Source organism: Pseudomonas sp. BGA-UO-ETr-WB11 (assembly GCF_059567785.1).
In genome coordinates this window covers 17,204-35,665 of the sequence record NZ_JCAQOS010000007.1, presented here as the reverse complement: position 1 = coordinate 35,665, position 18,462 = coordinate 17,204, and the positions used below count along the sequence as shown (strand labels likewise).

The following is an 18,462-nucleotide window of genomic DNA, read 5'->3' as shown; positions in this document are numbered from 1 at the left end:
TCGCCTAGCGATAACTCGCGGCCACGTTCGAATACTCAACGCGCGCATCCAAATCTTCATGTTTGCCTGCCACCGACTGCTGCGGCGGTACGCGCCCTTCGTAGCGTAACAGGGTCTTATCCGCAGCACTGAAGGTCAGCCGCAAGGGCGCAACTACCAGGCCGACCCAGAAACTACTGGGACTCAACGAAAAGTGAGCCTGTCCGTCAACACTGCCGTCGTAGCGCACAGTAAAACCGTAAGTCTGTTTTTCGCGCAGCACGATAAAGCGCACGGGCAAACTCTGCCCGGCCACCAATGCGGCCCAATGCTGGTAAATAAATCCGTGTAACGACGGCCCGCTGAGCACAGGACTGCTGACCTCCTCCTCAGCACTGCTCCACTGCCCCTGCTCGTACAACCGGTAGCGCAGGTGGCGACCATCGGCACTCACGTGCACCGAACCGCTGAAGTCGTTCTGTTGATTAATCACCGTAAACACGTGCAGGGCATAGTCTGCCGCGACCTGTGCCGACTCGACGATGATCAGTCGCCCATCGGGCTCGCGGGTTAAGTGGGTGGCGAGCAGACCTTCGGCGCCCTCTTGTACGCGGCGCTCATAGCGAAAGAGCGGCGGCTGGCCGGGTCGATCCTGGGCATAGGTGGCGCCCTGATAAATCAGCTCACCCGCCGCATCGGGGCGGCTATCGAGCATGCGCAGCTGGACATGACTGGGCTCATCCAGAGCAGCAAACAGCGGCCCCGCCGTCAGCAGACCAAGGCCCAGGATGACGGCGCGGCAAGAACGAGTGGGCAATTTACGCATAGCGACCTCCAGCCCTGGCGACATGCACAGGGAGGTCGCCACTCTAGGCAGGCGCACGGCGGGCAAACAGTAGCCAGCGCGCAAGGCAACCTTGCAAAACCCGCAATGATCGCGCGTTAGTTGCGACTCAATGCTGCAAATGCCCGTAAAGTTTGGCGTACAGACCACCGTCGGCGATCAGCTGCTGATGATCACCGTCCTCGGCGATGCGCCCGCCGTCGAACACCAACACCCGATCGGCCTGCTTCACCGCGGACAAGCGATGGGCAATGATCAGGGTGGTACGACCGCTGAGGAAGCGCCCGAGGGCCTGATGCAGCGCGTATTCGGTGGCGGCATCCAGGGCTGAGGTGGCTTCATCGAGGATCACCACGTTCGGCTCGGCCAGCACCATCCGCGCAATCGCCAGGCGCTGCCGCTGACCGCCAGATAGGCGCACACCGGAGCGGCCGACGATGCTGTCCAGGCCTTGCGGCAACACGCGGATAGCCTCGGCCAGCTGAGCGATTTCCAAGGCGCGCCAGCAGGCTTCATCACTGCGCTCGCGGCCCATGGTCAGGTTGGCGCGCACGGTGTCGTTGAACAGCGCCGGGTGTTGCAGCACCACCGCGACATGCTCGCGGATACACGCCAGGCCGGCCTGCTCCTGACTGACACCACCAAAACTGATGCTGCCGGCCTGTGGCGTATAGAGCCCTAGCAGCAGCTGCACCAAGGTGCTTTTACCACCACCGCTGGCACCAACGATGGCGACCTTCTCGCCCGGCGCGATGCTCAGGTTGAGGCCGTCCAGCACCGGTTCGTCGTTGTAGGCAAAGTGCAGATCGCGCACCTCAATGCCAACCGTACCGTGACCGACAAAGGGATCGACCTGGGCCGGGTATTGCGGCTCGTCGGCCCGCGCCAGCAACTCGTTGATCCGCGTCAACGCACCGCCGGCGGCGTAATAGGCGTATTGCAGGCTGAGCAGTTGTTCGACCGGGCCGATCATGAACCATAGGTAGCTGAACACCGCGAGCATCTGCCCAATCGACAGGTCGGAAAACAGCACGGTGAGCATGGCCGCCGCACGGAACACGTCGATACCAAACTGGAACAGCAAACCGCTGGCGCGGCTAGAGGCGTCGCTCTTCCACTGCGAGGCCACGGCGTAGTCGCGCACCTCACGGGCCTTGGTGCCGAGGCGACCGAGGAAGAAACCCTGGCGATTGCCGGCGCGCACCTCCTGAATGGCCTCCAGGGTTTCCCCCAGGGCCTGGGTAAAGCGCGCGGTGCTGTCGTTTTCCAGTTTCTTCAGGTGCTTGACCCGCTTGCCCAACTGCACCGTGGCGTAGATCACCAACGGGTTGAACAGCAGAATCAGCAGCGCCAACTGCCAGTGCATCCACAGCAAAATCGCCGAGGTGCCGGCCAGGGTAAGCATGGCCACCAGAAAGCGGCTGAGGGTTTCGCCGACGAACTTGTCGAGCGTATCCAGATCGGTGACCAGGTGAGTGGTTACGGTGCCGCTGCCGAGGCTTTCGTACTCCGCCAGGGAGATGCGCTTGAGCCGTTCGATCAGGCGCAGGCGAATGCGGTAGACGATGTCTTTCGACAACCGCGCAAACAGCCGCGCCTGCAACACGTTGAAGCACAGGGCCGAGCCGCGCAGCAGCAGGGTCAGCACCAGCATCAGGCCGATGTAACCCACTGCCTGCTGGGCTGCGACGGGCAGAAAACGGTTCATCACCAACAAGGCGGCGTCGCCATTACCCAGCAGCACTTCGTCCACCAGCAACGGCAACAGCAAGGGGATCGGCACGCTGCACAGGGTGGTCAGCACCGCCACGGCATTGGCCAAGAACAAGGCCTTGCGGTGGCGCAGGGCCAGCCGGCGGATTTCCGCCCAGCTCAGACGGTCCGCCAACGGTTGGTCAAGCATGGGTGGCCCGCTCCAGCCAGCGCGCCAGCAGCGGCTGCAGCTGTGCCAACGGCTGATAACCATTGGTCAGCAGGGCCTTCTGCCCGTTGTGCTCGGCCAGCAAGGTGGGGAAACCGGCAATACCCAGGTCCTGCACCCAGGCGAAGTCCTTCTGCGTTGCCGCTTGCGTGGCCGCACTGTCAAAGGCTTCGGCAAACGCCTGGCGCGGCAAGCCCGCGGCGGTCGCCAGCTCGCGCAACACCGGCGCCTGGGTGACATCGCGGCCTTCACAATAAAAGGCTTCCTGGATCAGCTGCAGCAACGTCCAGACCTTTTCGCCATCCAGTTGGCGCGCGGTGACCAGCGCCCGGCACGCCGGCTCGGTGTGGTAAACCAGACCTTCGGGCAAGCCATCGTGAAAGTTAAACAGCTGTCCGGTCATGGCATTGACCGCCTGCCAGTGACCAAGAATGCGCACCCGCCCGGCCGGATCGAGGGCGGCGCGCTCCTGGCGCAAGCCACCGACCACCAGCTCCAGCGGCACACCACAGGCCTCGGCCTGCTCGGCCAGGGCCTGCAGCACCGGAGCAAAGCCCCAGCACCAGGAACACATCGGGTCCATCACATAGAGCAGGCGGGTGTGCATGGCTCAGGCCTCTTTCTTCTGCCGTGGATTGTGCCCCAGGGGATGCGGCTGGTTGCGCGCTTTGGCCAGTTCGATCTGCTTTTGCCGCTCACGGGCACCGGCACGGGTTTTCTCGCTGAGGTTGTCCCAGCAATAAGGGCAGCTGACGCCCGCCACGTAATGCGGTGACTGGCAGTCCTCTTGGGTAATGGGTGCGCGACAAGCGTGGCACTGGTCGTAATCGCCTTCGGAGAGGTCGTGACGCACCGTCACCCGGTTGTCGAAGACAAAGCAGTCACCGCGCCACAGGCTGTTTTCCTCAGGCACTTCCTCGAGGTACTTGAGGATGCCGCCCTTGAGGTGAAACACCTCGGCGTAGCCGGCCCCCAGCATGTAGCTGGAGGCTTTTTCGCAACGGATACCGCCGGTGCAGAACATCGCCACTTTCTTGTGTTTGGCCGGGTCGAAGTGGGCTTCGACGTACTCGGGAAACTCACGAAAGCTCTTGGTCTTCGGGTCGATGGCGCGCTCGAAGGTGCCGATCGCCACTTCGTAGTCATTACGGGTATCGATCACCAGCACTTCCGGGTCAGCAATCAGAGCGTTCCAGTCCTGGGGCTCAACATAGGTACCGACCAACTGGTTGGGATCGACACCCGGCACACCGAGGGTGACGATTTCTTTCTTCAATTTGACCTTGCTGCGGTAGAACGGCTGTTCATCGCAATAGGACTCTTTGTGGTCGATATCGACAAAACGCGGGTCAGCCTTGAGCCAGGTCAGCAGGCCGTCAATGCCGGCGCGACTGCCGGATACGGTGCCGTTGATGCCTTCTTCGGCGATCAGCAGAGTACCTTTGACGCCGTTATCCAACAGGGTTTGCAACAGGGGTTCGCGCAGCGCCTCGAAGTCCGGCAGAGACACGAACTTGTACAGCGCGGCCACGACAATGGCTTGGGTCATAAAAAACGCTCCAGGTGGTCGTCCACGTAAAGGACGGACCGGACAATACAAACAACAACGCCGGCGAAGGCCGGCGCTGCTGAATGGTAACAGATCGCGTTCAGGCCGATCAGCTTGGGCTACTGATCAGTTAGTGGCTTTTGCTACCACCCTGACACGTCGGCGACGCCGGCACCGCGTGCAGTGCAGCCCACTCCTCAGCGGTGTAGGTGTGCAGCGCCAGCGCGTGGATCTGCCCCATCAACGCGCCCACGGCGGCATACACCCGCTGGTGACGCTTGACGAGATTGAGGCCGGCGAACAGCGCACTGACCACCACGACCTTGTAATGGGTTTCCAGGCCACGGCTGTGCATATGGCTCTCGTCCAGCACCTCAAGGTGTTCCGGCGCCAGGGCCTGCAGGACGGCTTGCAACTGATCACGCTTGCTCATTCAGGTTCTCGTTCAAGGCTTCTTGGCGGCGGCGGGATCAACTTTTTCCATCATCTCGGCCAGCAGCTTATTGACCTCAGGTACGGCCTTTTCCAGGCGACCCTGGGTCATTTGCGCCGACTGCGCGCTGAGGGTCGGCATTTTTTCCATGACCTTCTTGCCCAGCGGCGACTGGTAGAACTCAATCAGGCCCTTGAGTTCAGCTTCCGAGAAGTTAGTGGTGTACAGCTTGATCAGGTCGGGCTTGATCTTGTCCCAGCCCACGGCTTTTTCCAGGGCAACATTGGCCTTGGCCTGATAGCTTTCCAGCAGGGCTTTTTTCGACTCCGGCGCTTTGGCCTGGGCGAAGCGCTGGGCAAACATCTGCTGCACCTGGGCATAAACCGGCACGGCAAGCTTGTCGGCATGGGCCAGGATCAGAAATTTTTCAGCATCGGCGGCATGACTTTTGGCATCAGCCATTACCTGGCCAGTGGCGCAAACCAACAGAGCAGCGGTGCAAAGCGCGCGAAAACGGGTCATCGGGAGTCCTTGTCTGAGCAATGTGAGCGATAGGCGGGTTCGGCCACGCCCGGCGCCGCACATTCTGCGCCCAAGCCTGCACCGGGCTCAAGCAGCCTTAAGATGGGGCACCACAGGTCGCCGCCAGGCAAAAGACAGGCACAGCGCCCACCATCGGGCAGACGATGCCCCCCAAGGCGTAAAAACGGCTTAAACTAACGAACTGGGTTTGAATGCAATCCCGTTTCTCCACATCTGCACACATGGAAGTGTCCGATGAATAGCCAAGCCATCGCCGTACCACCTGCCCTGTTACCCCGCCTGTGCGACAGCCGCGGACAACTTGATCCGCAGCACATCGGTTGGTCCCGGCGCCCTCAGCTGAACTGCGCCCTGCCTGGCAACCTGGGCCGGCGCAAGCGCTGGAATCACTGGTGCATCACCACGCCGCAGTGGACCCTGTCGCTGACCCAGGCCGACCTCGACTATGTCGGTTATGGCGCTGCTTACTTTCTTGACCTGCAGACTGGCCAGGCCGTGGCCCACACCCAGATGCGCCCTTTCGCCCGTGGCTGCCGTTTACCGGATACGCCGCTGCAAAGCCATGCGTTCGAGCACCCGCAATTGCAGATCAGAATCGACGAGCAGCCAGGGCGCCTGCGCCTGAACTGTGTGGCGCCAAGCATTGGCGGCCATCCCCTGCACGTCGAGCTGGAGATCATTCGTCCGCGCCACCTGGACTCGGTCAACCTAGTGGTGCCCTTTGCCGGCAAAGGCTTCCATGCCTGCAGTCGGCAGATCGGCCTGCCGTGCACGGGCAACCTGCAACTGGGCGACAACAGTTACAGTTGCGAGAGTGGCCACAGCTTTGCCGCCCTGGATTTCGGCCGCGGCGTCTGGCCATTCAACAGTCACTGGACCCGCGCCGCCTTCGCCGCCCCTGGCGGTATTGCCGGCAACTTTGGTGACGGCTGGACCGACCACAGCGGCCTGTCGGAAAACGCCCTGTGGTTTGGCGGCGAACTGCTGCACCTGCCGCACCCGGTACACATCAAAGCCAGCACAGGTGATGAGCTGAGTAACTGGCGCCTCAGCAGTGCCGACGGCCGCGTGGCCCTAACCTTCAGCCCGCATAAACAACACCGGGCTAACCCGCAAGTGGGCCCGCTGCAGGCCAACACCCAACAGTGGTTCGGTCGCTTTGACGGTGCCTTGCGCGCGCCCAGCGGCGAGTCGGTGCCCGTCAATGGCGCCTTGGGCTGGATTGGCAGCACCGTCGCCCGCTGGTAGTCAGCGCCGCCCATCGGCCTACACTGCTAGGGTCTGTTGCCGTTTCATCGTCAGCCGCGTTGCGACGAGAAACGGCAACAGACCCTAGCCACCCTCCCCCCAGGAACCACCGCCATGCATCGCATTGAAACCGACAGCCTAGGGCCTATCGAGGTCCCGGCCGAGGCTTACTGGGGCGCTCAGACTCAGCGTTCGCAGAGGTATTTTTCCAGTGGACAGGAGGCCATGCCGCTGCCGGTGATTTATGCCCTGAGCCTGATCAAGAAGGCCGCCGCCCGGGTCAACCAGCGCAACGGCAGCCTCAGCGCCGAGATCGGCCAACTGATCGAACAGGTCGCTGATGAAGTCCTCGCGGGCCAGCATGACGCGCAATTCCCCCTACGGGTCTGGCAGACCGGCAGCGGCACGCAAAGCAACATGAACGTCAACGAGGTGATCGCCGGCCGCGCCAACGAACTGGCCGGCCAAGGCCGCGGCGGCAAACAGCCGGTACACCCCAACGACCATGTCAACGCGGCGCAAAGTTCCAACGACAGCTTCCCCACCGCCATGCATATCGCCACCCTGCTGGCCGTGCACCAACAGCTGTTGCCGGCACTGCATGAACTCACCGCAGGGCTGGCCCTCAAGGCCCGCATCTATGCCGAGCTGCTGAAAAGCGGTCGCACTCACTTGATGGACGCCACACCCATCACCTTCGGGCAGGAACTCTCGGCCTTCGTCGCCCAACTGGGTTACGCCGAAGCCGCCATCCTGGCGTGCCTGCCGGCGGTCTGCCAGTTAGCCCAGGGCGGCACAGCGGTGGGCACGGGGCTCAACGCGCCGGCCGACTTCGGCTCGGCAATGGCCAGCGAATTGGCGGTCCTGACCGGCTTACCACTGATCAGTGCCGAGAATAAATTTGCCGCCTTGAGCGGCCATGAAGCGCTGGTCAGCCTGAGCGGCGCGCTAAAAACACTCGCCGTGTGCCTGATGAAACTGGCCAACGACTTGCGCCTGCTCGGCTCCGGTCCGCGCACAGGCCTTGCGGAAGTACGCCTGCCAGCCAATGAACCGGGCAGCTCGATCATGCCCGGCAAGGTCAACCCGACCCAGTGCGAAGCCCTGTCGATGATCGCCTGCCAGGTGCTGGGCAACGACGTCACCCTCGGTATCGCCGCCAGCCAGGGCCAACTGCAGCTGAACGTGTTCAAGCCGGTGATCATTTACAACCTGCTGCAATCGATCCAGTTACTGGCCGACGGCTGCCGTAACTTTCAGCACCACTGCATCGACGGACTCGAAGCCGATGCGGCGCAAATGGCCCTGCACTTACAGAACAGCCTGATGCTGGTTACGGCGCTGAACCCGCATATCGGCTACGACCGCGCTGCCGAGATCGCCAAGCTGGCCTACCGCGACGGCTGCACCTTGCGCGCCGCAGCCCTGACCTTGGGCTACCTCAGTGGCGAGCAGTTTGACGACTGGGTCCGCGCCGAACAGATGCTCGGCACCCCAGCCAACACAGGGGCGTGATCCGGCGGCCAGCAACCATTGGTCGCCAACTGCAACGCCTTGACCACAGCTGCTTACACTGAAATCCGATAGCTCGTTTGCGAGGGTTTTAACATGTTCGGTCAACGCAGAGTGGATCCCAGCCCTGGCACGCACTACCGCAGCGAGCGGGTCAGCGCGGTCAACGGTCAGTACTTTTTCTCTACCCGAGAAGGCAGCCTGGAAGGCCCCTACTTCACCCGGGTCGACGCCGAGCGAGAAATCGCCTTTTACATTCGGCGGATGATTCAGGCCAAGGACATCATCGAAAGCCGCTCGTTCTAAACTCACGGCGAGCCCATAAAAAAACCGCGCCTCGGCGCGGTTTTTTATTCTTCAATGAGGCCTTCTCAGCGCACGGCCTCGAACAAACCGGTGGCACCCATGCCGCCACCCACACACATGGTCACGATGCCATAGCGCAGGTTGCGCCGCTGCAGCTCGCGCACCAGATGGCCGACCTGGCGCGAGCCGGTCATGCCGAATGGGTGACCGATGGAAATCGAGCCGCCATTGACGTTGTACTTGTCGTTATCAATCCCCATGAAGTCGCGCGCATAGATACACTGGGAGGCAAAGGCCTCATTCAGCTCCCACAGGTCAATATCGGCAATCTGCAGGCCGCGTGCCTTCAGCAGCTTGGGTACCGAGTAGACCGGGCCGATGCCCATCTCATCGGGCTCGCAGCCGGCCACGGTGAAACCGCGAAAGAATGCCCGTGGTTTCAGGCCCAGTTCAATGGCTTTATCCAGGCTCATCACCAGCGTCATCGAGGCGCCATCGGACAGCTGCGAGGCGTTGCCGGCAGTTACCGAACCGTCCTCGGCAAACACCGGCTTGAGCGCCGCCAGGCTTTCCAGGGTGGTGTCGGCGCGGTTGCAGTCATCGCGATCAACGATACCGTCGACCAGGCTCTTCTCGCCCGTGGCCTTGTCTTCGACCTGGTACTTGACCGCCATCGGCACGATTTCATCGTCGAACAAACCCTCAGCCTGGGCGCGCGCGGTGCGCTGCTGACTTTGCAGGGCATACAGGTCCTGCTGCTCACGGGTCACGCCATAGCGGCGGGCAACGATTTCCGCCGTCTGCCCCATGGGGAAGTAAATGCCCGGCAAATTCTGCTGAATCAGCGGATTGAACAGCTGATTGGTGTTCATGCTCTTCAGCGTCATGCTAATCGACTCGACACCGCCGGCGACGATCACGTCGCTGCAGCCAGAGGCAATCTGGTTGGCGGCAATCGCGATAGCCTGCAAACCCGAGGAGCAGTAGCGGTTGAGGGTCATGCCGGCCACGTCTTTGCCCAGGCGCGACAGCACGGCCACGTTGCGACCGATGTTCATGCCCTGAGCGCCCTCGTTGGAGCCGGCGCCGACGATGCAGTCATCCACCAGCAGCGGGTCCAGGTCATTGCGCTCAAGCAGGGCGTTGACACAGTGGGCCGCCATGTCATCCGGGCGGGTCTGGTTGAACTTGCCGCGAAACGACTTAGCTAGGCCAGTGCGCACACTGTCGACGATAACTACTTCACGCATGATTACCTCTGCTGGTTCGGGTGGACGATGGCTACAGAGTAGAACCGCCCAACCGCCCGCGGCGACGATCATTCATCCGCCGTATGCAGCGCCATCCAAGCTTCTCAATCGCGGGCGTAGGCGGCCTCCAGCGCATCATTGATGGTGCGCAGTACCTTGACCCGGGCAAAGCGTTTGTCGTTGGCCTCCACCAGGGTCCAGGGGGCGATCTCGCTACTGGTGCGGTCGACCATGTCGCCCACTGCATCACTGTACTGCTGCCACTTGTCGCGGTTACGCCAATCGTCTTCGGTGATTTTGAAGCGTTTGAACGGGATCTGCTCACGCTCTTCGAAACGCTGCAGCTGAGTCGCCTGGTCGATCGACAACCAAAACTTCACCAACACCACGCCCGCGCGGGTCAGCTGTTCTTCGAAGTCATTGATTTCGCTGTAGGCGCGCAGCCAATCTGCCGGGCTGCAATAGCCCTCCACGCGCTCCACCAGAACCCTGCCATACCAGGAGCGGTCAAATACGGTGAACTTGCCGCGCGGCGGGATATGCCGCCAGAAGCGCCACAAATAGGGCTGGGCCAGCTCCTCCTCGGTGGGTGCGGCAATCGGCACGATGCGGTACTGACGTGGGTCCAGGGCCGCCGCCACGCGGCGAATGGCACCGCCCTTGCCGGCCGCATCGTTGCCCTCAAACACAGCGATTAGAGCATGCTTGCGAAAGCGTTTGTCGCGCATCAAACCGGCCAGTCGCGCCTGCTCGGTTGCCAGTTGCTCCTGGTACTCGTCCTTGCCCAGACGCTGGGTCATGTCCAGGCTGTCCAGCAGGCCCAGGTTGTCCAAACTGGAAATCAGCGGCGCGGCATGGGGCTGACTGTGGGGCAGTTCCTTGCGTTGCAGCGCGGCCTGCAGGCCCTCCAGCAGAATGCGTCCGACGGTCAGGCTGCGGTAATACTCGTTAGCGCCCTCGACCACATACCAGGGCGCGTAGTCGCGGCTGCTGCGGCGCAAGATGCGCTCGCCGTAGCGCACGAACTTGTCGTAGGTTTTCGACTGCTGCCAGTCCAGCGGACTGATGCGCCAGCTGTGCAGGGGGTCGTCCTTAAGGGTGTTGAGGCGCACGTTCATCTGCTTTTTCGACAGGTGAAACCAGAATTTGAAAATCAGCGCACCTTCGTCACAGAGCATGCGTTCCAGGCGCTCAGCGCTGTCGATGGCCTGGTCCAGCACGGCATTCTTGATCCGCCCGTGCACCCGCCCCTGGAGCATTTGGCTGTACCAGTTGCCGAAGAAGATACCGATCCGCCCTTTCGGCGGCAGCTGACGCCAGTACCGCCAGGCCGGTGGGCGGGCCAGCTCTTCGTCGGTCTGCTGGTCGAAGGTATTTACCTGAATCAGCCGCGGGTCCATCCACTCGTTGAGCAGCTTGACCGTTTCGCCTTTGCCGGCGCCTTCGATGCCGTTGATCAGCACCACCACCGGAAAGCGTGCCTGCTGCTGCAATTCAAACTGCGCCTCCAGCAAGGCCTCACGCAGCGCCGGCACGGCCGCCTCGTAGGTTTCCTTGTCGATGGCATGACCGATCTCGGCGGACTCAAACATAAACAGGCTCCAGAACAGCAGATGATGGCGCCAGCCTAGCCGATTGCCGAAGCGTTTGTCTGAGTCCTTGCCGTAGATCAAGCGTTACCAGGTGGATCGGCCAGCAGGCTGTTGAAAAACTACCTGCGTTGGCAATCCTGCGTTAAAAACAGGCTCGGAATGCTCATTTACAGCTCGTAAACTCCGCTTCCTCGCCTGTTTTTGCCTTGTCTTGCCTGCCTCGCCTACGTTTTTCAACGGCCTGCTAAAATGCGCGCCTCTTTGCCAGGTGCGCGCCATGACCGATCAACCCACATCCGCCGACTTCCAGCACGCCCAGCTCGATTGGGACGCCGACGGTCAGCCGCGCTCACGCCAGTTTGCCGATGTGTATTTCGCCAATGACGGCGGTCTGGCCGAAGCCCGCCATGCTTTCCTGCTGCAGAACGACCTAGCCCGGCGCTTTGCCGAACTGGCAGCGGGCGAGCACCTGGTGATCGGTGAAACCGGTTTCGGCACCGGGCTGAATTTTCTCGGCGCTTGGCAACTGTTCGAGCAACACGCTGGAGCCGACTGTCGCCTGCACTTTGTCAGCGTGGAAAAGTACCCATTAACCCGCAACGACCTGCAGCGGGCCCTGGCCCTGTGGCCGGAGCTGGCAACCTACGCCGACGCCCTGCTGGCCCAATACGTGGCCGTACACCCTGGCTTTCAGCGTTTCACCTTTGCCTGTGGCCGGATCAGCCTGACCCTGCTGATTGGCGATGCTCTGGAGCAGCTGCCGCAGCTGGATGCCGCCATCGATGCCTGGTTCCTCGACGGTTTCGCCCCCCAGCGCAACCCGCAGATGTGGTGCCCGGAGCTGTTCGCCGAACTGGCCCGACTGTCCCACCCTGGCACCACCCTGGGCACTTATTGCAGCGCTGGCGACGTGCGCCGCGGGCTCAAAGCCGCTGGCTTTAGCATGCGCCGGGTACCCGGCATCGGGCGCAAGTGGGAGGTACTCAAGGGCCAGTTCAATGGCCCCGCCAGCAGTTCCGGCAAACCCTGGTTTGCCCGGCCAGGCTGGTGCCCTGCCGTGCGTGAGGCGCTGGTGATCGGCGCCGGCCTGGCGGGTTGCGCCACGGCCGCCAGCCTGGCTGCCCGCGGCTGGCAAGTGACGCTACTGGAACGTCACGCTGCCATCGCCGAGGAGGCCTCCGGCAACCCCCAGGGCGTGCTGTATTTAAAACTCTCGGCCCACGGTACGGCCTTGTCGCGCCTGATTGTCAGCGGCTTCGGCTACACCCGCCGACTGCTGGAGCAGTTACAACGCGGCCTCGACTGGGACGCCTGTGGCGTTCTGCAACTGGCATTAGACGCCAAGGAGCAAGCACGCCAAGCGCCGCTGGCGGCAGCCTTCCCACCCGATCTATTGCACGTACTCAGTCGCGAAGAAGCCGAAGCTCTCGCCGGTATCGCCCTGGGCAGCGGCGGACTGTTCTACCCCGAAGGTGGCTGGGTGCATCCACCAGCGCTCTGCCAACGGCTGAGTGAGCATCCACGGATTCGCCTGCTGCCCTTGCACGACGTCGTCGACCTGCAACACCATGCCGATGGTTGGCACGCCTGCGTGGCCGGCCAGGTGGTCGCCAGCGCCCCGGTGGTGGTGCTCGCCGGTGCCGCCGAGATTGCACGCTTCCCGGCTGCCGCCGGCCTGCCACTTAAACGCATCCGCGGGCAAATCACCCGCCTGCCACAAACCGCCAGCAGCGCCAAGCTGCGCACCGTGGTCTGCGCCGAAGGTTATGTGGCACCGCCACGCCTGGGCGAACACACCCTCGGCGCCAGCTTCGACTTCCACAGTCAGGAGGTCACACCAACAGCCGCCGAACACGCCAGCAACCTGCAGCTACTGGAAGAAATCTCCAGCGACCTGGCCGCCCGCCTGCACAGCAGCACACTCGACCCCGCCAGCCTGCAAGGCCGTGCAGCATTTCGCTGCACCAGCCCCGACTACCTGCCGATCATCGGGCCATTGGCCGACCCGCAGGCCTTCGCCGCGGCCTACGCCGTGCTGAGCAAAAACGCCCGCCAGGTGCCAGATACGCCCTGCCCCTGGCTGGACGGCCTGTACGTCAACAGCGGCCACGGCTCCCGCGGCCTGATCAGCGCCCCACTGGCCGGCGAACTGCTGGCCGCCTGGCTGGATAACGAGCCGCTGCCACTGCCGCGCGAGGTCGCCGAAGCCTGCCACCCCAACCGCTTTGCCGTGCGCCAACTGAGCCGCGGCCAATAGTCGCACGCCGTGCTGAGGCCCCGTCAGAACTGGCTGCCCGAGCGGATCAGGGTTAGGCTGATAACCAGGCCCGCGGTATTCAGACCGGCAAACTGCGCGACGCCCTTACTCTGCGCCGGCCTCTGGAGAACCAGCCGATGAGCGACACCCCACGCGCGGCCCATCAGGACGCGATGCTCAAGCGCCTGGCGCGCATTGAAGGACAAATGCGTGGCCTGCAAGCCATGATCCGTCGCGACGAAGACTGCGAAGCCATCGCCCAGCAATTTGCCGCGGCGCGCAAGGCCTTGGACAAGGCCTACCAGGAGTTACTGGCCTGCATGCTGGAAGAAGCCGTGCTTGATCCCAACCAGGACAGCAGCGCCACCCTGAGCCGAGTCCGCGGCATTTTTACCAAGTACACCTAAGCCAGCAGCGCACAAGCCTATGGCTTGAAGCCGCCGCTGCAACCCGGCACAGTGGCTACAGACACACCAAAATAAGAAAAATAGGTTACCTGATGCCTCGCATGAGTCTGTTTTTGCTCTGGCTGTGCCTGTGCAACAGTGCCTGGGCACTGAGCCCGGCACGCCTGGACAGCGCCGACATACGCCTGTCCCTGGCCCCGCACATGAGCTACCTGGAAGACCCACGCGGCAACCTGCGCCTGCAGGACGTGCGGAACACCCCCAGCGAACGCTTCCAGCCGGTCAACCGCGAGCACATCAACCTGGGCAAGAACAAATCGGTCTGGTGGTTTCGGCTTGAGCTTAAAAACCAACTGCCGAATGCCTTGCCCGGCTTCCTGGAAATCAACTACCCGCTGCTCGATCACCTGCAGGTGTTTTTGCTGACGCCCGATGGCCGGGTTAACAGCCAGGAAAGTGGCGACCGCTTTGCCTTTAACGAGCGGCCAGTGAAAGTGCGCAACTTCTGGTTTCCGCTGCAGCTGCCCAGTGGCGACAGCCAACTGCTGATCCGCGTGGAGACCAGCAGCACCGTGTTTTTGCCGATTTTCTTCAGCACCTACAGCGCCAACGCCGCCGCCCAGGAAAACCTCATGGCCTGGAACGGCGCCTTCTACGGCATGCTGCTGGCGATGATTTTCTACAACCTGTTTCTGTTTCTCTCGCTGCGTGAAGCCACCTATTTCTGGTACGTGCTTTACGGCTTGAATGTCGGCCTGCTGGGCGCCTGCTTTGACGGCATGTTGTTCAAACTGCTGCCCGATTACACCGAGCTGCAGGCCGTGAGCATCTATATCCTGCTGTTCACCCAGACGCTGGCGGCGGGCCAGTTCAGCCGCTACTTCCTGCATACCCGGCAATTTTTCCCGCGTCTGGACAGCGGCCTGCGCGTGGCCATGTTGGTCATCGTGGCCACGCTGCTCAGCGGCCTGCTGCTGGACCTGCAACTGTGGGGCGCGCTGGCCAGCATCACCTTGTTGAGCTTTTCCCTGGCGCTGCTGTTGGTGGGTATTTTCAGCTGGCGTCAGGGGGTGTCCTACGGCCCGTATTACACCGTCGCCTGGACCGTGCTGCTGCTGGCCTTTGCGATTGTCACGGCAGGTTCCCTGGGCTTCGACATCCTCGGTCTGTATGGCGCCACGGTAATCAAAATCGGCGTCACTATCGAACTGATCACCCTGTCCATCGGCCTGGCCAACCGCATCAACATTCTCAAGGATGAAGGCTTCTCCTCGCGCCAGGCCGCCGAGCAGGCCAACCTTGCCAACCAGGCCAAGGGCCGCTTTCTGGCCACCATGAGCCACGAGATCCGGACCCCACTGAACGGCGTATTGGGCATGCTGCAACTGCTCAAGGACACGCCACTGGACCGCAGCCAGCGCTTTTATGTCGACACCATTGCCAGCTCTGGCCGCTCGCTGCTGGCGGTGATCAACGACATCCTCGACTACGCCCGCATCGAATCCGGCAAGCTCAAGCTGGAACATATCGAGTTTGACCTGGAACAGCTGATCGCCGAGACCTTCAGTCTGTTTACCGCCCAGGCCCTGGAAAAACGCCTGCGCTTGTATGTCAGCATGGAAGGCGGCGTCCCGCAGCGCGTCCTCGGCGACCCCACCCGGCTCAAGCAGGTACTGATGAACCTGCTCAGCAACGCCTTGAAGTTCACCAGCGACGGCCATGTCAGCCTGACTGTTTACCGGCGCTGCAACGCACTGCAACAGTGGCAGCTGCACCTCAGTATCAGCGACACCGGTATTGGCATTAGCGAGCAGGTGCAAACGCAGCTGTTCGACTCCTTTGCCCAGGGCGACTCCAGCACCACTCGCCGCTATGGCGGCAGTGGCCTGGGCCTGGCCATCAGCAAGGAGCTGGTGGAAATGATGGGGGGACAGATCGAGGTGCACAGCACCATGGGCCAGGGCAGCCAGTTCAATTTCCACATACCGCTGCTGGTCGACAGCGACGCAGTCGACCCGCTTTGCGAGCTGCTAACTGGACGCACGGCCCTGCTGACATCACTGGATGGTTTGGCCCTGGACGCCTTGAGCGGCCTGCTCAGCCGCTGGGGCATGCGCACCGAGCGCTGCCAGACCCCTGAACGCCTGCAAAGCTGTCTGGATGACTTTGCCAGCCCGCCCCTGCTGGTGCTGATGGCACCCTGGCCTGGCAGCGTCGCCAGCTGGCTGGAGCCCGTACGTTCGCGCCTGCAAGCAGGCCAGCCGGTGCTGCTGCTATGCCCACCCGGGCAAGGCAGTCAACTGCCCGAATACGGCGCCCTGCGAGTGCGCAATCTGACCCAACCCCTGGCAATCACCGAACTGCGCCAGCACCTGCTAGAGTTGTATCAGCAGCCACGCCCAGCGACGCCAACGCTGGTGGCCGAGCCGCCACGGGTGCGCAGCAACGCCCCCTGCATTCTGATTGCCGAAGACAACCCGGTGAATCAACTGGTTGCTCAGGGCCTGCTGAAAAAGCGTGGCTACAACGTGCGCACGGTCAACACCGGTGCCGCCGCCGTGGCTGAATACCTGCGCGCACCGAGCGCCATACAGCTGATTTTGATGGATTGCGAAATGCCGGAAATGGACGGTTTTGAAGCAACCCGACAGATTCGCCAACTGGAGCAACGTCAGCACCTGCGGGCGGTGCCGATCATCGCCCTGACGGCGCACATCTTTGATGAGTATCGCCAGCAGGGCCAGGCGGCGGGTATGGACGACTTTATCGGTAAACCACTGGACAGCCAGTTGCTGTACGACACCCTGGAACGCTTCCTTCCCGAAGCAACAGAGTCATAGCCCGACAGCATGGCGCCAGGCTGCTACCATCGCCCGGCGCTGAGGAGGCGCTGCCTATGTTGATCCCCCAAGCCCTGCTGGAAGCCGACACCCTGACCCGCTTGATCGAGGACTTCGTCACCCGCGAAGGCACCGACAATGGCGACGAAACCCCGCTGGACACCCGCGTGCTGCGCGTGCGCCGTGCGCTGGACAAAGGTGAAGCGGTGATAGCCTTCGACCCCGACAGCCAGCAATGCATGCTGCTGTTGAAGCGCGATGTGCCGAAAGAATGGTTCATCGAGCCGAACGACGCGTGAACGGAGCGGCCTGTTAACCGCGCAAGCCGCTTTCGCGCTCCCACACACAGCGCACCCGCAAGTCATCTTCCGCAGGGCTGTGGAAACCGCGCTCCGACTCCCAGCGAAAGGTGTGACAACCTTTCAGTTCGGTGTCCAGATGGACCACCGCGCTGGCCCAGTACAGGCGCTTGAGCAAGGTTTCAAACTGCTCAACCCACAGTGGCCATTCGTACTCCAGGGCCCGGTAGCTGGCGCCGAAGTGAATCACCTGGGTCTGGTACAGGCCCTCGCCCGCGGTCTCGCAGCAGCTGAACATCTCCCGCCCGAGAAACGGCCAGGCCTCACCGCTGGGCAAGCTGGCCAACACCTGGCGATTGGTGTCGCGGCGCAGGCGCCGTTCATCCGTCCGGTCAGACGGCCAGTCGCGGATGCAGCCATAGACGATGGATTCGGACTCCACGCGGGTACTCCAGAGAAAGCAGGCAGGCCTGCACCGTGCTGCTCTGAGGCAGACGGTGCAACGGCAGGCAGCCTTCTATCACAGGCGGCGCCTGACGACCATCTCTGCGTAGCGCCGCAGTGACCGGTTGCACAGCACGCGCATGCGCTGGCGACCGGCAACACAGGCGCTGAGCGACCTCAGACCGGTGCGGTTTTGCTGCGCATCTTGCCGGCCATGCTGGCCATTTCGCTGTACAGCAGCTGCGGGTTCTTCTGCTTCAACGCCCAGGCCATACGGCCCTGTTCGTGGGGCAGGATCATGAACTCGCCTTTGTCGATGGCGGTGTAGATGTACTCGGCAATGTCCGTGGCGCTGATCGGCGAACTTTCCAGCAGCTTGCCGACTGCCTGCTTCATCGCCGGCGTAGGGCCGCGGAAGGAGTCCAGCAGGTTGGTCTGGAAGAACGATGGGCAGACCACATGCACACCCACCTGCTGAGCCTGCAATTCGATCAGCAGGCTTTCCGAGAGGGCCACCACACCGGCTTTGGCGACGTTGTAGTTGCTCATGGCTGGGCCTTGCATCAGCGCCGCCATGGAGGCGATGTTGACGATCTTGCCCTGGCTGCGCTGCAGCAGCGGCAAGAAGGCCTTGCAGCCCTTGACCACGCCCATCAGGTTGATGGCGATCTGCCAATCCCAGTCTTCCAGCGACAGCTCTTCGAAGAAGCCACCCGAGGCCACGCCGGCGTTGTTGACGATCACATCAATGCCACCGAGCTTTTCTTCGCAGGCCTGGGCCAGGGCCGTCAGCTGACTGTAGTCGCGCACATCACAGCGCTGGGTGAAACCGTCGCCGCCGGCCTCGCGGACCAGCTTTAGGGTTTCAGTCAAACCGGCATCGTTGACATCCGAAAGTGCCAACTGCCAGCCCTCACGGGCCCAACGCAGCGCTATCTCACGGCCCAGACCAGAACCTGCACCGGTAATCATCATGCGCTTTTGCATCGTCAGAGCCTTCTTGTGCGGGAAATTGGCCTGCAGTGTAACCAAGGCCGC

The 18,462-nt window shown here is 62.4% G+C and carries 17 protein-coding genes; 7 read left to right on the top strand and 10 right to left on the bottom strand.

The features are described 5' to 3' along the window. Positions 1 to 4 precede the first annotated feature (4 nt). The 6 genes from AC56DI_RS10980 to AC56DI_RS10955 form a co-directional block, all read right to left on the bottom strand. The gene (locus AC56DI_RS10980; RefSeq protein ID WP_496346192.1) at positions 5 to 805 is read right to left on the bottom strand and encodes a hypothetical protein; all 801 of its coding nucleotides are present in this window, start codon (positions 803 to 805) and stop codon (positions 5 to 7) included. Positions 806 to 932: 127 nt separating this feature from the next. After that, a complete protein-coding gene (locus tag AC56DI_RS10975; RefSeq protein ID WP_496346191.1) occupies positions 933 to 2,726 on the bottom strand; it encodes an ABC transporter ATP-binding protein in 1,794 nt (597 codons plus the stop codon). After that, positions 2,719 to 3,351 carry a DsbA family protein gene (locus tag AC56DI_RS10970; protein ID WP_496346190.1) on the bottom strand — a complete coding sequence of 211 codons (633 nt, stop codon included), beginning with the start codon at positions 3,349 to 3,351 and terminating at the stop codon, positions 2,719 to 2,721. Before AC56DI_RS10970 ends, AC56DI_RS10975 begins: the two co-directional genes overlap by 8 nt. 3 nt (positions 3,352 to 3,354) lie before the next feature. After that, the gene (trhO, locus tag AC56DI_RS10965; protein WP_496346189.1) at positions 3,355 to 4,293 is read right to left on the bottom strand and encodes an oxygen-dependent tRNA uridine(34) hydroxylase TrhO; all 939 of its coding nucleotides are present in this window, start codon (positions 4,291 to 4,293) and stop codon (positions 3,355 to 3,357) included. A gap of 130 nt (positions 4,294 to 4,423) precedes the next feature. Further along, the gene (locus AC56DI_RS10960) at positions 4,424 to 4,726 is read right to left on the bottom strand and encodes a BolA family protein (protein ID WP_496346188.1); all 303 of its coding nucleotides are present in this window, start codon (positions 4,724 to 4,726) and stop codon (positions 4,424 to 4,426) included. Between the two features lie 12 nt (positions 4,727 to 4,738). After that, positions 4,739 to 5,248 (bottom strand): DUF2059 domain-containing protein, encoded by a 510-nt coding sequence (locus tag AC56DI_RS10955; RefSeq protein ID WP_496346187.1) that lies wholly within the window; start codon positions 5,246 to 5,248, stop codon positions 4,739 to 4,741. A gap of 255 nt (positions 5,249 to 5,503) precedes the next feature. Here AC56DI_RS10955 and AC56DI_RS10950 point away from each other — a divergent pair, with 255 nt between their 5' ends. The 3 genes from AC56DI_RS10950 to AC56DI_RS10940 all read left to right on the top strand — a co-directional run bounded on the left by AC56DI_RS10950 (position 5,504) and on the right by AC56DI_RS10940 (position 8,335). Further along, entirely contained in the window at positions 5,504 to 6,517 is a 1,014-nt protein-coding gene (locus tag AC56DI_RS10950) for a DUF2804 domain-containing protein (RefSeq protein ID WP_496346186.1), read from the top strand. A 114-nt stretch (positions 6,518 to 6,631) separates the two neighbouring features. After that, positions 6,632 to 8,032: a class II fumarate hydratase gene (locus tag AC56DI_RS10945; protein WP_496346185.1), complete on the top strand. Its 1,401-nt coding sequence runs from the start codon at positions 6,632 to 6,634 to the stop codon at positions 8,030 to 8,032. A gap of 93 nt (positions 8,033 to 8,125) precedes the next feature. Then, on the top strand, positions 8,126 to 8,335 hold the full coding sequence (locus tag AC56DI_RS10940; RefSeq protein WP_496346184.1) for a DUF6316 family protein: 210 nt from the start codon (positions 8,126 to 8,128) through the stop codon (positions 8,333 to 8,335). Between the two features lie 65 nt (positions 8,336 to 8,400). On the opposite strand, the gene AC56DI_RS10935 is transcribed toward AC56DI_RS10940, so the two are convergent. Beyond that, positions 8,401 to 9,585 carry a thiolase family protein gene (locus AC56DI_RS10935; protein WP_496346183.1) on the bottom strand — a complete coding sequence of 395 codons (1,185 nt, stop codon included), beginning with the start codon at positions 9,583 to 9,585 and terminating at the stop codon, positions 8,401 to 8,403. Positions 9,586 to 9,689: 104 nt separating this feature from the next. Further along, positions 9,690 to 11,177: a polyphosphate:AMP phosphotransferase gene (gene pap / locus AC56DI_RS10930; protein ID WP_496346182.1), complete on the bottom strand. Its 1,488-nt coding sequence runs from the start codon at positions 11,175 to 11,177 to the stop codon at positions 9,690 to 9,692. A gap of 277 nt (positions 11,178 to 11,454) precedes the next feature. Between pap and mnmC the strand changes: the two genes are divergently transcribed. The 4 genes from mnmC (at position 11,455) to AC56DI_RS10910 (ending at position 16,980) form a co-directional block, all read left to right on the top strand. After that, positions 11,455 to 13,434, top strand: a complete 1,980-nt coding sequence (gene mnmC / locus AC56DI_RS10925; protein WP_496346181.1) for a bifunctional tRNA (5-methylaminomethyl-2-thiouridine)(34)-methyltransferase MnmC2/FAD-dependent 5-carboxymethylaminomethyl-2-thiouridine(34) oxidoreductase MnmC1 — start codon at positions 11,455 to 11,457, stop codon at positions 13,432 to 13,434. Between the two features lie 137 nt (positions 13,435 to 13,571). Continuing rightward, positions 13,572 to 13,841 (top strand): metal-sensing transcriptional repressor, encoded by a 270-nt coding sequence (locus AC56DI_RS10920; protein ID WP_496346180.1) that lies wholly within the window; start codon positions 13,572 to 13,574, stop codon positions 13,839 to 13,841. Between the two features lie 92 nt (positions 13,842 to 13,933). After that, positions 13,934 to 16,681, top strand: a complete 2,748-nt coding sequence (locus tag AC56DI_RS10915) for a hybrid sensor histidine kinase/response regulator family protein (RefSeq protein ID WP_496346179.1) — start codon at positions 13,934 to 13,936, stop codon at positions 16,679 to 16,681. 56 nt (positions 16,682 to 16,737) lie between these two features. Continuing rightward, positions 16,738 to 16,980, top strand: coding sequence for a YheU family protein (locus tag AC56DI_RS10910; protein ID WP_496346178.1), 243 nt, complete (start codon positions 16,738 to 16,740; stop codon positions 16,978 to 16,980). 13 nt (positions 16,981 to 16,993) lie between these two features. Here AC56DI_RS10910 and AC56DI_RS10905 read toward each other — a convergent pair whose 3' ends face one another. Continuing rightward, the gene (locus AC56DI_RS10905) at positions 16,994 to 17,422 is read right to left on the bottom strand and encodes a hypothetical protein (RefSeq protein WP_496346177.1); all 429 of its coding nucleotides are present in this window, start codon (positions 17,420 to 17,422) and stop codon (positions 16,994 to 16,996) included. 179 nt (positions 17,423 to 17,601) lie between these two features. Then, positions 17,602 to 18,411 carry an SDR family oxidoreductase gene (locus AC56DI_RS10900; RefSeq protein ID WP_496346176.1) on the bottom strand — a complete coding sequence of 270 codons (810 nt, stop codon included), beginning with the start codon at positions 18,409 to 18,411 and terminating at the stop codon, positions 17,602 to 17,604. Between the last annotated feature and the right edge of the window lie 51 nt (positions 18,412 to 18,462).